Genomic DNA, 13200 nt, shown 5'->3' on the forward strand with positions numbered 1-13200 from the left:
TGAGGCAAGCGGTCCTCGTATCGACGGCGCGTACGCCGATCGGGAAGGCGTGCATCGGCGGCGGCAAGGGCGCGGCAGAGCGGATCGGGGTGGTGTCGTGAACCCCGCCGCACTGTTCGATGTCAGCGGAAAGACCGTGGTCGTGACCGGCGGTTCACGCGGAATCGGGCTGATGATCGCGCACGGATTTGTTGCCGCCGGGGCCACGGTGATCATCAGTTCCCGCAAGGCCGAGGCGTGCGAGAAGGCGGCAGCTCAGTTGTCCGCACTGACGTCCCCCGGCGCCGGAACCTGTCTGGCGCACCCGGCGGATCTGTCCACGGCCGCGGGCCTCGAGAGCTTGGCCGAGCGGGTCGCGGAGGTCGCCCCGCGGCTGAACGTCCTGGTCAACAATGCGGGAGCCGCCTGGGGCGCGCCGATCGGCGAGTTCCCCGACTCGGGCTTCGACAAAGTGCTGAACGTCAACGTCAAGGCTGTCTTCTCGCTGACGCAACGGCTGCTGCCGCAGTTGCGGGCGGCCGCCACCGCGGAGGACCCCGCGCGAGTGATCAACATCGGGTCGATCGACGGGCTCGTCGTCTCCGCGTCCGACAACTTCTCCTACGTCGCGAGCAAGGCGGCGGTGCACATGCTGACCCGCAAGATGGCCGCCACGCTGGCGAGTGATCACATCACAGTCAACGCCCTTGCGCCTGGCCCGTTCCCGACCAAGATGATGGCGCACGTCCTGGACGACCGCGAGCTGCGGGACGCCGTGGTCGAACGGGTGCCCCTCGGCCGCGTCGGCACCCCTGAGGACATCGCGAGTCCGGCGATCTTCCTCGCCTCCCGCGCGGGCGCATACCTGACGGGCACGGTGATCCCCGTGGACGGCGGGATCTCCGGGACGCGCTGACCGGCCGCATGTGAAGGTCACCACGCCGCAAGCGAAACCCCCACACACTCTCTTCCCTGAAAGGCGGGTTCGGCCGCGATGAGCTGGTTCGACGACAGGCCGTGGACGGCGCAGTACACCGAACGGATGGCGGAGGTGGAACCGGTCCCCGACCACACCACGCTGGAGTTGCTGGCCGACGCGGTGGCCACCGCCCCCCAGGACCCGGCCATCACCTACCTCGGTGGCACGCTGACCTACCGGGAGGTGGACGAGCTCACCGACGGGGTGGCGCACTACCTGCTCGAGCGCGGCTTCCGTCCCGGCGACCGGCTGGCGCTGTACCTGCAGAACGTTCCGCAGTTCGTGCTGGCGCTGTTCGGTGCCTGGAAGGCGGGCGGCGCGGTCGTACCGCTGAACCCGATGTACCGGGACGAACTCGCGCACATCCTCACCGACGCGGGGGTGTCGGCGATCGTGTGCGACGAGCAGGCCTGGGCGGAGCACGTCCGGGAGCGGGCCACCGCGGCGGGGGTGACGACAGCGCTCACCGCCAGCCCGCTGGACCTGCAAACTCTGGACGACGCGCGCATCTACGCCGGTCTGACCCGGCAGCGCGACGAGGGCGCGGACGACATCCTCGACGTGGCGAGGGCACGGGCGGGGCGGCGACCGACCCATCCCGGGCCGGCACCCGAAGACATCGCACTGATCTCCTACACCTCCGGCACCAGCGGACTGCCGAAGGGGGCGACCAACACCCATCGCAACCTGACCGTCAACGCGGTCCTGCTGCGGCTGTACGACGAGATCCCCCCGGGGTCGCCGATCTTCGCGCTGGCCCCGCTGTTCCACATCACCGGCATGGTCGTCCAACTGCTCAACGCGGTCGACCTGGCGAGCCCCCTGGTACTCGCCTACCGCTTCGAGCCGGGCGTGGTGATCGACGCGCTGAGGCGGGAACGGCCCGCCTACATGGTCGGGCCGTCCACCGCATACATGGCGCTGATGGCCCACCGAGACTTCTCCGCCGAGGCGTTCACCTCGCTGAGGACCCTCAACTCCGGCGGCGCCCCGCTGCCGCCCGCGGTCGTCGAGCGGTTCCGGGAGCAGGCGGGACTGTATATCCGCAACGGCTACGGGCTCACGGAGACCAGTGCCCCTTGCGTGGTGGTGCCCGCGGGCAGGGAGGCTCCCGTGGATCCTGACTCGGGCACCTTGTCGATCGGCCTGCCCCTTCCGACCGCGATGGTACGCATCGTCGACGAGGAGGGCAGGGACCTTGGACCGAACGAGGTCGGCGAGATCGCGGTCGAAGGCCCCATGGTGGTGCCCGCGTACTGGAACCGGCCCGAGGCCACCGCTGAGTCGATCCCGAACGGGCGGCTGCTCACCGGCGACGTCGGTTTCGTGGACCGGCAGGGCTGGGTCTACGTGGTGGACCGCAAGAAGGACATGATCAACGCCTCAGGGTTCAAGGTGTGGCCTCGCGAGGTCGAGGACGTCCTCTACCAGCATCCCGCGGTGCGCGAAGCGGCCGTGGTCGGTGTGTCCGACCCCTACCGCGGCGAGACGGTGGCGGCTTTTGTCAGTCTCAGGCCCGAAGGATCCGTCGAGCCCGAAGAGCTGGTCGCCTACTGCCGCGAGCACCTGGCCGCCTACAAGGCCCCTCGGACCGTCAGCATCCGGGACGAGCTGCCCAAGACCACCAGCGGCAAGATCCTGCGCCGTGAACTGCGCGGGGCGACGTCCGCGTGACGAGCGAGAGGAGCCGAAGCATGGCCGGCCTGCCAGAGGTCCTGGCCCTCGACGAGATCGGCCCGGACCGGTTCCGGTCCGGCCCGATCCCCAGCGAGTGGGCGCGGACGTTCGGTGGCCAGATCGCCGCCCAGTCGCTGATGGCCGCGGCGCGTACCCTCGACCGGTCGTACTCGGCTCACTCGCTGCACGGGTACTTCCTGCGGCCCGGCCGTCCGCACGAGCCGACCGACCATCTGGTCGAGCGGATCCGCGACGGCGGCAGCTTCTGCACCCGCCGGGTGACCGCAGTTCAGGCGGGGGAGGCGATCTTCACGGTGACGGCGTCGTTCCATCGCGGGGACGAAGGGTTCTCCCACCAGGTGGGCATTCCGGCGGTGCCGGCACCTGACGACATCCCGGAGTCCGACCGCATCAACGGCTGGGGCATGCCGCGGCCCGCGGAGTGGCGCGACTGGGAGATGCGATGGGTGCCCAGGGGCGAGACCAGTCACGTCCCGGGGGCACCGGCCTGCCAGCGGGTGTGGATCCGGTACGGACGTCCGCTGCCGGACGACGGTGCCGTCCACGCCTGCGCACTGACCTATCTCAGCGACATGGCGCTGCTGGGCTCCGCGCGGCTGCCACATCCCCGAACCGCCGTACAGGGTGCGTCGTTGGACCATTCGCTGTGGTTCCTGCGTCCCTTCCGCGCCGACGAGTGGCTGCTGTACGACCAGGTCTCCCCGTCGGCCGAGCACGGCCGGGCGCTCACCCGCGGAAGGCTGTTCGACACGGGCGGGCGTCTGGTGGCCGCCGTCGCGCAGGAGGGACTCATGCGCTTCGACCGGTCCCGGCCGACGGCGCGCGGTGACAGGGAGATGTCCCTGCCATCCCCCGCTTCAGTTGTCCCCGACCCGCGTTGACCACCGATTCGTCAAGGAAGTGGTGTCACCCATGTCCACCCAGTACAGCGTCATCGGACGCACAGCGATTCTTTGATCGACAGCGGTCAGCTGCGCGTCGTAGTCGATGCGACCTGCCGAGCAGTGCCCCCTTGACACTGTGCACAACCCAGCTGGGCCCGGTAGCAGGAGCGCCGGGCCCAGCGGGCTGAGCGGAGTGCGGACCGCGGCGTGCGGTCCGCTCCCGGATGGTCAGTTGCCGACCGCGGCCTGTGCCGCGAGGGTGACGATCATCTTGCCGGTGTTGTCGCCGCGGAGCATGCCGAGGAATGCCTCGACGTTGTTCTCGATGCCTTCCACGACGGTCTCCTCGTAGTGGAGCTTCCCTTCGCAGATCCAGCCGCCGACCTCCTGCACGAACTGCTGTTGCAGGTCGTTGTGGTCGGAGACCAGCAGGCCGCGCAGGGTGAGGCGCTTGCCGATGGCGAGCGCGAGGTTGCGCGGGCCGGGGGCCGGCTCGGTGGCGTTGTACTGGGCGATGGCCCCGCACAGCGCTGCCCGGCCGTGCACGTTGAGGGCATCGATCGCCGCCTCGAGGTGGTCGCCGCCGACGTTGTCGAAGTAGACGTCGATGCCGTCCGGGGCCGCCGCCCTGAGCTGCTCGGCCACGGGCCCGTTCTTGTAGTTGAAGGCGGCGTCGAAACCGTACTTCTCGAGGAGCAGTCGGACCTTCTCGTCCGAGCCGGCGCTGCCGATGACCCGCTTGGCACCCTTGAGCCGGGCGATCTGTCCGACCTCGCTGCCGACCGCACCGGCCGCGCCGGAGACGAAGACAGTGTCACCCTCGTGGAACTCCGCCACGCGCAGCAGGCCCGCGTAGGCGGTCAGTCCGGGCATGCCGAGGACACCGAGGTACGTGCCCAGGGGAGCGGTCCCGGCGTCGACCTTCACGGCGTTTGCCGCGTCCAGGAGTGCGTACTCCCGCCAGCCGAGCCCGTGCAGGACGTGATCACCGACGGCGAGGGCGTCGGCGGAGGAATCATCGCCCACGGCGACGACGACGCCGACCGCACCCCCGTCCATCGGCTGGTTCAGCCGGAAGGGAGGGACGTAGGACTTCACGTCGTTCATCCGGCCGCGCATGTAAGGGTCGACCGACAGGTGCACGTTGCGTACGAGGATCTGACCGGAGCCGGGCTCGGCGACGGGAACCTCGCGCAGGGCGAAGTCCTGCGGCCGGGGCACACCGTTCGGGCGGGCGACCAGGTGCCATTCGCGGCTGGTGGTGGGGAGAGCGCTCATGGTGGAAATGTCCCTTTCCGCCGTGTTCACGCACGGCTGGGAGTGGATCAGCTGAGGGGCTTGGCGAGCACGGCTTTGCGGTGGCTGAAAGTCTCGATGGAGTAGCGGCCGTGGTAGCTGCCCATGCCGCTTTCCCCGACGCCCCCGAACGGCAGGTCGGAAATGGTGAGATGGGCCACCGGCAGGCCGAACCCCAGGCCGCCGGAGGAGGTTTCGGCGGCGAGCCGCTCCCGGGTGGTGTCGGAGTCGGTGAACGCATACAGGGCCAGCGGCTTGTCGCGGTCGTTGATGAAGTCGATCGCCTCGTCGAGCCCGGCCACTGCGACGATCGGGAGGATCGGGCCGAAGATCTCCTCCTGCATGACGGGCGCGTCCGGTGACACCTCGGCCAGGACGGTCGGCGCGATGTACTTCGTCTCGCGGTCGTACGCGCCGCCGGTGACCTGACGGCCGGAGTCGAGGAGAGCGGTCAGCCGGTCGAAGTGGCGTTCGTTGACGATACGGCCGTACTCCGGGGAGGCGGCGGGGTCGGACCCGTACAGCCCCTCGACGGCCTTGGGCAGGGCGGCCTCCAGAGCACGTGCGGTCTCGGGGTCGGTAAGGACGTAGTCGGGCGCGACGCAGGTCTGCCCGGCGTTGAGGAACTTCCCGGCCGCGAGGCGGGCGGCGACGGTGTCGAGGTCGGTGGCCGTGTCCACGAACGCCGGGGACTTGCCACCCAGTTCGAGGGTGACGGGCGTGAGGTGACGGGCGGCCGCGGCCATCACGATGCGGCCGACCGCGCCGTTGCCGGTGTAGAGGATGTGGTCGAAGCGCTGCTCGAGCAGGGCGGTGGTCTCCGGGACCCCGCCTTCGACCACGGCGACCGCGTCGGTGTCGAGGTACTGCGGCACGAGGCGGGCCAGGGCGGCGGACGTGGCCGGGGCCAGTTCGCTGGGCTTGGCGACCACCGTGTTGCCCGCTGCCAGGGCACCGGCCACCGGGGCCAGCAGCAGCTGCGCCGGGTAGTTCCACGGGGCGATGACCAGGACGACCCCCAGGGGGTCGTACTGCGTCCAGGCACTCGCCTCGCCGATGAACGCGGGGACGGGGGCCGGTTCGGGGCGCAGCCACCCGTCGAGATGCTCCAGGGTGTGGTCGATCTCGCGTATGACGAAGTCGATCTCCGTGCGGTAGGACTCGGTGGAGCTCTTTCCCAAGTCGGCGTGGAGCGCCGCGGCGAATGTCTTCCCCTGCTCGGTGAGCAGGGTACGCATCCGGTGCAGCTGCTCGGTCCGCCAGGCCACGGGCTTGGTCCTGCCGGTGCGGAAGGTGGCGCGCAGCCGGGCGACAAGCTCGGCGGGCTGCTCGGGCGCGGGGTTGTTCATGATTCCCTCACAGGTGCGGTACGGGGGCGGGGGCTTGTCGCCGCGCCGCGGGGCAGGCCGGGCGTCGGCGTCGACAGGGGGATCAGCCGCGGTTCAGGATGTCGATGAGGTTCCGGGCGAGCCGTGCCGAGGAGGCGGGGTTCTGACCGGTGTGCAGATTGCGGTCCGCTACGACGTGCTCGCTGAACGGGGCCGCGGCCTGGAAGTCGGCCCCCAGTTCCACCAGGCGGTCCTGGAGCAGCCACTTGGCCTTGTCGGCGAAGCCGGCTGCGGTCTCCTCGGTGTTGGTGAAGCCGGTCATGCGATAACCGGCGAACGGCCAGCTGCCGTCCTCGCGCCGGGCGGCGAGCAGGGCCGCTGGGGCGTGGCACAGCACGCCGAGCGGCTTGCCGGAGTCCAGTGCGGCGGTGAGCAGGCGACCGGAGTCGGCGTTGACGGCGAGGTCCTCCATGGGCCCGTGGCCCCCGGGATACAGGACGGCGTCGTACGCGTCGAGGTCGACCTCTTCGAGCTTGACCGGGTTCTCCAGGTCGGCGCGGATGGAAGCCAGGTACGCGGCGATGGCGTCGGCCTGCTCCTTGCCGCCGGTGGACGCGGCGGCGAGGCTGACGGCGTCGACGGTCGTAGCCGCGCCGCCGGGTGTGGCGATGGTGACATCGAGCCCGGCCTCGCGGAACAGCCGGTGTGGTGTGGCGAGTTCCTCGGCCCAGTAGCCGGTGGGGTGCAGGGTGCCGTCGGCGAGCGTCCAGTGGTCGGCGCCGGTGACGACGAACAGAACTGCGGTCACAACTGTCTCCTTCACAGTGCGCGCGGGTCGCGCGGTGGTGGGGGCTTGGTGTCCGGCAGGGTGCCGGTGGTGGTGCGGCGGCGAGCGGTGGCTCAGGCGACAGTGATGATGATCTTGCCGCGGGTGTGGCCCTCGCGGTTGAGGCGCTGGGCGTCGGCGGCCTGCTCAAGGGGGAACGTGGCGGACACGTCCACCCGGAGCTCCCCGCGCTCGGCGAGCTCGGTGAGAGCCTCCAGGTCCCGGGCGTCGGGTCGCACGAAGACGTACCCGCCCCCGAGGCCGAGCACGGCACCGTCCACGGCCGAGGTCAGGCGGCCGCCCTCGGCGAGCAGCCCCGGCGAGACCTTCAGGGCTTCCCCGCCGACGAGGTCGAGGACGGCGTCCACGCCCTGCGGCGCGAGGGCGTGGACACGGTCGGTGAGGCCCTCTCCGTAGGCGACCGGCTCCGCTCCCAGCCCGCGCAGGTAGGAGTGGTTGTACTCGCTGGCGGTGCCGATGACACGGGCGCCGAGCGACCTGGCGATCTGTACGGCCAGGGAGCCGACGCCACCCGCCGCGGCGTGCACCAGCAAGGTGTCGCCAGCCCGCACCCGCAGGGATCGTGTCAGCGCCTGGTATGCGGTCAGGCCGACCAGCGGGAGGCCGGCGGCCTCCTCGAAGGAGAGGTTGGCGGGCTTGCGGGCGAGCGTACGGATCGGGGCGGCGACGTACTCGGCGAAGGTCCCGCGGGAGACGAAGTCCTCACGGACGTAGCCGATCACCTCGTCACCTGGAGCGAACTCGGTGACCCCGGCACCGGTCTCCTCGACGACGCCCGCCACGTCCCAGCCGGGGATGACGGGGAAGACGGCGTCCATGACGGCGTCCAGGTATCCCGCCTGGATCTTCCAGTCGACCGGGTTGAGGGACGCCGCCTTCGCACGGACCAGCACGGCGTCCGCACCGAGCTTCGGGTTCGGGACGTCGCCGTATTCCAGGACGTCCGGGCCGCCGTAGGTGCGGTAGGTGATGGCCTTCATGGGATTGACTCCTTGGTGCAGTGGTGCAGTGGTGCAGTGGTGCAGTGGTGCAGTGGTGCAGTGGTGCAGTGGTGCAGATCGCGGTGGGGCTCGTCAGGCAGCGGTGGTGGCAGCGGCCGGCTCCATGGCGGGCAGGTGTTCCACACGGGGCGCCTGCTGTTCCCGCTCGAGGCCGACCAGCGAGAGGGCCAGGACGAAGGCGAAGGCGACACCGGCAAGGGCGAAGCTCAGGGTGAACTGGCTCTCGGCGGGCAGCGGGGGCACTCCGGCCGGAAGGTTCTCGATGGTCCGGGAGGCGAGCAGTGAGGTGATCAGCGCGCTGCCGATCGAGCTGCCGACGGACCGGGAAATGGAATTGATGCCGTTGGCGATGCCGGTCTGGTGGGGTGGCACCCCCGCGACGATGAGGGCGGGCATCGCGGCGTAGCCGAGGCTGATGGCTGTTCCGACCACCATTCCGGCGCCGATGACCGAGGCGGTCGAGGAGTGTGCGGCGGCCAGCCACGCGAAGCCGGCGATGCCCATCGTTGCGCTGAGGGTGAGGGTGAGGCGTGGGCCGATCCTGCGGACCAGCAGGCCACCGAACTGGGAGGTGACGAGAGACGCGATCGTGCTGGGCAGCAGGTACTCGACGGAGGCACGGAGTACGGAGGCGCCGAAGCCGTAGCCTGCGACGTCCCTCGGCACCTGCGCCAGGTAGGAGACGCCGAGGAACTGGGCGAACATCCCGAATCCCACGAAGAGGCCCGCGAGGTTGCTGAAGAGCACCGGGCGGTGGAGGAACATCCTCATGTCGACCATGGGTTCGCGGACGCGGCGCTCGGTGAAGCTCCAGACGCCGGCCATGAGGACCGCTCCGGTGAAGCTGCCCAGCGTACGGGCGGAGGTCCAGCCCCACTCGTGGCCCTGGGAGATCGGCAGCAGCAGGAGAACCAGGAAGAGGCCGAGGGTGAGGGCGCCGAGTATGTCGGTGCGTCCGCCGGTCTTGGTGCGGCTCGCCGGTACGAGGAGGACGACGGCGAGCAGGGTGACCACTGCGAGGCCGGTGGCCAGCCAGAAGACGCGGTGGTAATCGGCGTCGTCGCCGCGGGTCAGCAGGCCGGTGGTGACCAGTGCGAAACCGCTGCCGAACGCCAGGGTGCCGCTGACCAGCGCCATCGCTCCCGGCAGACGGCGGGCAGGAACCTCCTCGCGGAGCACCGACAGGGCGAGCGGGAAGATCGCGGTGGCGGCGCCCTGCAACACGCGGCCGACGATCAGCCAGAGCAGCGAGTCGGTCGTGGCGGCCAGGACAGAGCCGACGATCATCACCGCCAGCACGCCGATGAGGGTCGGCTTCTTGCCGTGCTGGTCGCCGAAGCGGCCGAGCAGCGGAGTGAAGACGGCTGCCGAGAGCAGAGTAGCGGTGGTGACCCAGCTGACCTCGGCGGAGCTCGCGCCGAGGCTGCTCTGGATCAGGCCGAGGATCGGCACCACCAGAGTCTGCATCATCGACACGATCATCGCCGCGAGGCTCAGGGCAAGAACGACTGCGGTCTCGGCTCGGGGGCGGCCGTGCGGCGGATCAAGGGGTTGTGACACGGGTGCGTTCTCCGGTGCGGGGCGGGGTGTGTGGCGGGAACCGGGCGGGGGACTGGTCGAGGATTAGATGCTTGATGCAGCCAAGCGATGACGGAGACGGTAAAACTCAATGGTTGAGGATGTCAAACTTTGAGCTTCCCTTATAGTTGAGGCATGGCCCACACCCCCGCCCCGCCCGCCGACCGCTCCGCTGCGCAGGACAGCGACCCTGTCCACGACGCACTCATGGAGCGCTTGGCTCGCGCTGCTGCCGGTTACTACCGGGACCTGACGGCGGCGGCCGCACTGCACGGGCTCACCATGACGCAGGCCAAGATGCTCATCCTGCTTCGGCAACCGCTGTCCATGCGGGCCCTCGCAGGACGGCTCGCCTGCGATGCCTCCAACATCACCGGACTCGTCGACCGGCTGGAGGCGCGTGGACTGGTCTCCAGACATGCCGACGCGGCCGACCGGCGGATCAAGAACGTGGTCGCCACGGAAGAGGGAAGGGAGGCGGTCCGCCTCATCCGCGCCGACATGCGGGCCACCTCGGCGGCCTTTGCGCGTCTGGACGAGGAGGGTCGCCGTAGTCTCTACGAGCTGCTGGGACGCCTGCACCCCGAGGAGACAACCTGAATGAAAGCGGCAACCGGGCGTGCAGTGCCGTGAGACCGCCGAGGAACATGTCGAGGGCGAGGTTCGAAGCTGCCGGAGTCGATCTTGTCGGCGCGCTCGCGCAAACGGTGGGCCGCCGCCAGGTGCGAATATCGGCCCAGGTAGACCCCCGCATCGTCGTCGAACCCTCCGGCGAATGAGCTCGTCGCGGCACCGACCACCAGATACTTGGTGGAAGCCCCGATCATCGGCGCGTACTGGGGCGGCCGGCCTCCGGCCACCAGCGCAGACCGCCAAGTGCGGAAGCCTCGGTTCCGTACCGCTCGCGGCGGTGGATGGGATCGGCGACCCGCCACACCGGCAGCCGGGCGGCAAGCTCGCCTCCACGGCCCCGGGTGCCGCCGACATCCGGCCCTTGTCCGGCGCCGACCCGGCGATCCGGAAGCCCTGGCCGCGTTCACTGGGACGGAAGTCCGGCACTCTGCCGCCGTCGAAGCTCAGCTCCGCGGTGGCCCAGGTGCCGTTGGCGACGAACGTCTTCTGACCGGTGACCAGCCAGTCGGTGCCCTCTGATCGGCCAGTCGGTGCCCTCGCGCTCGGCCCGGGTGACGAGCCCGGCGGCGTCGGAGCCCGCGTCGGGTTCAGCGACCTCGAAGCACCCTGCTGCCCGGCCCGCGCAGAGCCGGGGCAGCCAGTCGCCTTGTGCTGCTCGGGTGGTCGCCGACCGGAGGCGCCGTACTCCTCGGGAACCGTCAGCCCCAGAAACCCAGGTCGCCCAGCAGATGCCGGCGCGCTCATGCGCTCCGCGGCCCAAGACTTCACAGTCGGCGCGGCACGGGTTACATTCCCAAAAAAACTTGCAGCGCTAGTTTAATTTCGATGGTTCGCCGCCGAACAGGAGTGCCGACCTACGAGGGCACGGCCCAAACACACCAGTTGGTGCGGGCCAGGCGTTCACCGGGCACAACGCGTTCCGCGGACATGAGACAAGGATTCGGCATGACTGCAACGCTCTGCTTCGAAGACAGGGAGATCGCCCCCGAGGAACTGGATGCCCGGGCGCGCAAACTGGCCGGCGGGCTGGCGGCGCTGGGGATGCGCGAGGGCGACGTGGTCGCGGTGCTTCTGCGCAACGACCCCGTCTGCGTGGACATCATCCTCGCCTGCCGCATCGGCGGGTTCTCCTACTGCCCGCTCAACTGGCATTTCACGCCGTCCGAAATCGGCTACATCCTCAAGGACTGCGGCGCCCGGGCGGTGATCGGCCACGCCGATCTGCTCCGTGCGGCACGCGCCGTGCTGCCCCACGGCGTCACCACACTCGCCGTCGCGGGCGATGCCGGCGGAGAAACAGTCGAGTACGAGAACTGGCTCGTGCGGCAGTCCGATTACAGCGGCCCGGTCGTCGCACCGCGTGGGCACATGGCCTACACCTCGGGCACGACCGGGCGGCCCAAGGGAGTGGTCCGTGCTCCCATACCCCTCGGGGAACTGGAGCTGTACCGGAGGCGGTCCCTCGAGGTGATGGAGGCCTGTTTCGGGGTACGGGCCGGCTGCCGTGCCCTCGTACCGGCTCCGCTTTACCACAGTGCGCCGAGCGGTTTTGCGCAGTGGACGAGCCAGATCGCCGACACCCTCGTCATCGCGCCTCGCTTCGACGCAGAGCAGACGCTCGCCCTGATCGAACGCCACCGCATCGACACCCTGTACTGCGTCCCGACCATGTACGTTCGCCTGCTGAAACTGCCCCGCAGCGTGCGTGAGCGCTATGACTTGTCCTCCCTGCGGTTCGTCGGATCCACGGGCGCGCCCTGTGCTCCGGAGGTGAAGCAGGCGCTGATCGACTGGCTCGGTCCGATCGTGTACGAGACCTACGCCTCCAGCGAGAGCGGCTGGATCACAGTGATCGACTCGAAGGAGGCACTCGAGCGTCCCGGCAGTGTCGGCCGTCCGGTCGGCGAGGCGCGGATCCGCATCGTCTCCCCGGACGGCGGGGACTGTGCCCCAGGTGAGACCGGGATCATCTACGTGCGGCAGCCGGCGTACACGGACTTCACCTACCGGAATCAGCCCGATGCGCGTGAGCGCGTCGCCTTGGACGGCCTGATCACCCTCGGGGACATGGGGTACCTCGACGCGGACGGTTACCTCTACATCTGCGATCGCGCGGTGGACATGGTGATCTCCGGCGGAGTCAACATCTATCCGGCCGAGATCGAGAGCGCGATCCTCGGGCAGGCCGGTGTGCTCGACTGTGCGGTGTTCGGTGTGCCCGACCCCGAATTCGGAGAGCGGCTGCACGCCTTGGTGCAACCGGAGCGCGATGCCGTCATCGACCCGGGGGAGCTCGGCCAGGCCCTGCGAGCCACGCTCGCCGGATTCAAGGTCCCGCGGAAGATCGAGATCGTCGACGACCTGCCGCGTGACGACAACGGCAAGATCGCCAAACATCGCATCCGTGCACAATACGCGGAGGCCGGGGCGCGACAGGTCTGACGGGCGTCTCCTGCCTCGACTGGCCGGGCTCAGGCGAGCCACCTGCGGTGCCTCGGCCTCGCCCGCGCCGCCGGGGAGGCATGCTGTTCGACTCCGTCATCAAACCCTCAACCATCCCATTGCCGGGAAATTCTTCCTCGCCTGGGACACCCTCACCGCCAGCCATGACGGCTTGCGAGCCATGCCATCCCGACGGAAGCCGGAACGTGACGCGCACAGTCCCATTCTGCGGGGCTTGTGCAGCGACCTTCCCGTTCCTGGAGCTGACGGGTCTGCCGCACGATCGGGTGACATCTTGACCTGCCCCACGGTTTGGGTTCCAGCTGCGGTGGCTAACTGGCGGCGGGGATGGTGTCTTGGTCGGAGAGTAGTTCGTACTCGATCGGGGTGCGGTAGCCCAGTGCTGAGTGGCGCCGCTGTCGGTTGTGGAAGACCTCGATGACCCTGTTGCCCAATTCGAGGGAATTTGCGTCGATCACTCGGTCGGAGGCAGGCGGCGAGACGGATCCTGCTGGTCAGGGGCGCGTGAATGGGG

General features: G+C 69.6%; 11 protein-coding genes. 6 read left to right on the forward strand and 5 right to left on the reverse strand.

What is annotated here, in order from left to right; all coding sequences use genetic code 11:
- Nucleotides 1–97 precede the first annotated feature (97 nt).
- The 3 genes from ACZ4EG_RS44740 (at nucleotide 98) to ACZ4EG_RS44750 (ending at nucleotide 3537) form a co-directional block, all read left to right on the forward strand.
- Entirely contained in the window at nucleotides 98–895 is a 798-nt protein-coding gene (locus tag ACZ4EG_RS44740) for an SDR family oxidoreductase (RefSeq protein ID WP_453562282.1), read from the forward strand.
- 78 nt (nucleotides 896–973) lie between these two features.
- On the forward strand, nucleotides 974–2632 hold the full coding sequence (locus ACZ4EG_RS44745) for an AMP-binding protein (protein WP_467794800.1): 1659 nt from the start codon (nucleotides 974–976) through the stop codon (nucleotides 2630–2632).
- A gap of 20 nt (nucleotides 2633–2652) precedes the next feature.
- Entirely contained in the window at nucleotides 2653–3537 is an 885-nt protein-coding gene (locus ACZ4EG_RS44750; protein ID WP_467794801.1) for an acyl-CoA thioesterase, read from the forward strand.
- Nucleotides 3538–3768: 231 nt separating this feature from the next.
- Here ACZ4EG_RS44750 and ACZ4EG_RS44755 read toward each other — a convergent pair whose 3' ends face one another.
- The 5 genes from ACZ4EG_RS44755 to ACZ4EG_RS44775 form a co-directional block, all read right to left on the reverse strand.
- A complete protein-coding gene (locus tag ACZ4EG_RS44755) occupies nucleotides 3769–4818 on the reverse strand; it encodes an NADP-dependent oxidoreductase (RefSeq protein WP_467794802.1) in 1050 nt (349 codons plus the stop codon).
- Nucleotides 4819–4865: 47 nt separating this feature from the next.
- On the reverse strand, nucleotides 4866–6185 hold the full coding sequence (locus ACZ4EG_RS44760) for an aldehyde dehydrogenase family protein (RefSeq protein WP_467794803.1): 1320 nt from the start codon (nucleotides 6183–6185) through the stop codon (nucleotides 4866–4868).
- Between the two features lie 82 nt (nucleotides 6186–6267).
- Nucleotides 6268–6972, reverse strand: coding sequence for a type 1 glutamine amidotransferase domain-containing protein (locus ACZ4EG_RS44765; protein ID WP_467794804.1), 705 nt, complete (start codon nucleotides 6970–6972; stop codon nucleotides 6268–6270).
- A 92-nt stretch (nucleotides 6973–7064) separates the two neighbouring features.
- Nucleotides 7065–7991, reverse strand: coding sequence for an NADP-dependent oxidoreductase (locus tag ACZ4EG_RS44770; protein WP_467794805.1), 927 nt, complete (start codon nucleotides 7989–7991; stop codon nucleotides 7065–7067).
- A gap of 93 nt (nucleotides 7992–8084) precedes the next feature.
- On the reverse strand, nucleotides 8085–9482 hold the full coding sequence (locus ACZ4EG_RS44775) for an MFS transporter (protein WP_467794806.1): 1398 nt from the start codon (nucleotides 9480–9482) through the stop codon (nucleotides 8085–8087).
- 243 nt (nucleotides 9483–9725) lie between these two features.
- On the opposite strand from ACZ4EG_RS44775, the gene ACZ4EG_RS44780 reads away from it, so the two are divergent.
- The 3 genes from ACZ4EG_RS44780 (at nucleotide 9726) to ACZ4EG_RS44790 (ending at nucleotide 12665) form a co-directional block, all read left to right on the forward strand.
- Nucleotides 9726–10190, forward strand: a complete 465-nt coding sequence (locus ACZ4EG_RS44780) for a MarR family winged helix-turn-helix transcriptional regulator (protein ID WP_467794807.1) — start codon at nucleotides 9726–9728, stop codon at nucleotides 10188–10190.
- A 310-nt stretch (nucleotides 10191–10500) separates the two neighbouring features.
- The gene (locus ACZ4EG_RS44785) at nucleotides 10501–10713 is read left to right on the forward strand and encodes a hypothetical protein (protein ID WP_467794808.1); all 213 of its coding nucleotides are present in this window, start codon (nucleotides 10501–10503) and stop codon (nucleotides 10711–10713) included.
- 455 nt (nucleotides 10714–11168) lie between these two features.
- Nucleotides 11169–12665 (forward strand): AMP-binding protein, encoded by a 1497-nt coding sequence (locus ACZ4EG_RS44790; RefSeq protein WP_467794809.1) that lies wholly within the window; start codon nucleotides 11169–11171, stop codon nucleotides 12663–12665.
- The last annotated feature ends 535 nt before the right edge of the window (nucleotides 12666–13200 follow it).

Source organism: Streptomyces sp. NPDC025638, from assembly GCF_055558775.1.

Bases quoted from the DNA above. Each gene is read 5' to 3' on its own strand.
- ACZ4EG_RS44745 (WP_467794800.1), top strand. From the start codon at position 974: ATGAGCTGGTTCGACGACAGGCCGTGGACGGCGCAGTACACCGAACGG.
- ACZ4EG_RS44750 (WP_467794801.1), top strand. From the start codon at position 2,653: ATGGCCGGCCTGCCAGAGGTCCTGGCCCTCGACGAGATCGGCCCGGAC.
- ACZ4EG_RS44755 (WP_467794802.1), bottom strand. From the start codon at position 4,818: ATGAGCGCTCTCCCCACCACCAGCCGCGAATGGCACCTGGTCGCCCGC.
- ACZ4EG_RS44760 (WP_467794803.1), bottom strand. From the start codon at position 6,185: ATGAACAACCCCGCGCCCGAGCAGCCCGCCGAGCTTGTCGCCCGGCTG.
- ACZ4EG_RS44770 (WP_467794805.1), bottom strand. From the start codon at position 7,991: ATGAAGGCCATCACCTACCGCACCTACGGCGGCCCGGACGTCCTGGAA.
- ACZ4EG_RS44775 (WP_467794806.1), bottom strand. From the start codon at position 9,482: ATGATGCAGACTCTGGTGGTGCCGATCCTCGGCCTGATCCAGAGCAGC.
- ACZ4EG_RS44780 (WP_467794807.1), top strand. From the start codon at position 9,726: ATGGCCCACACCCCCGCCCCGCCCGCCGACCGCTCCGCTGCGCAGGAC.
- ACZ4EG_RS44790 (WP_467794809.1), top strand. From the start codon at position 11,169: ATGACTGCAACGCTCTGCTTCGAAGACAGGGAGATCGCCCCCGAGGAA.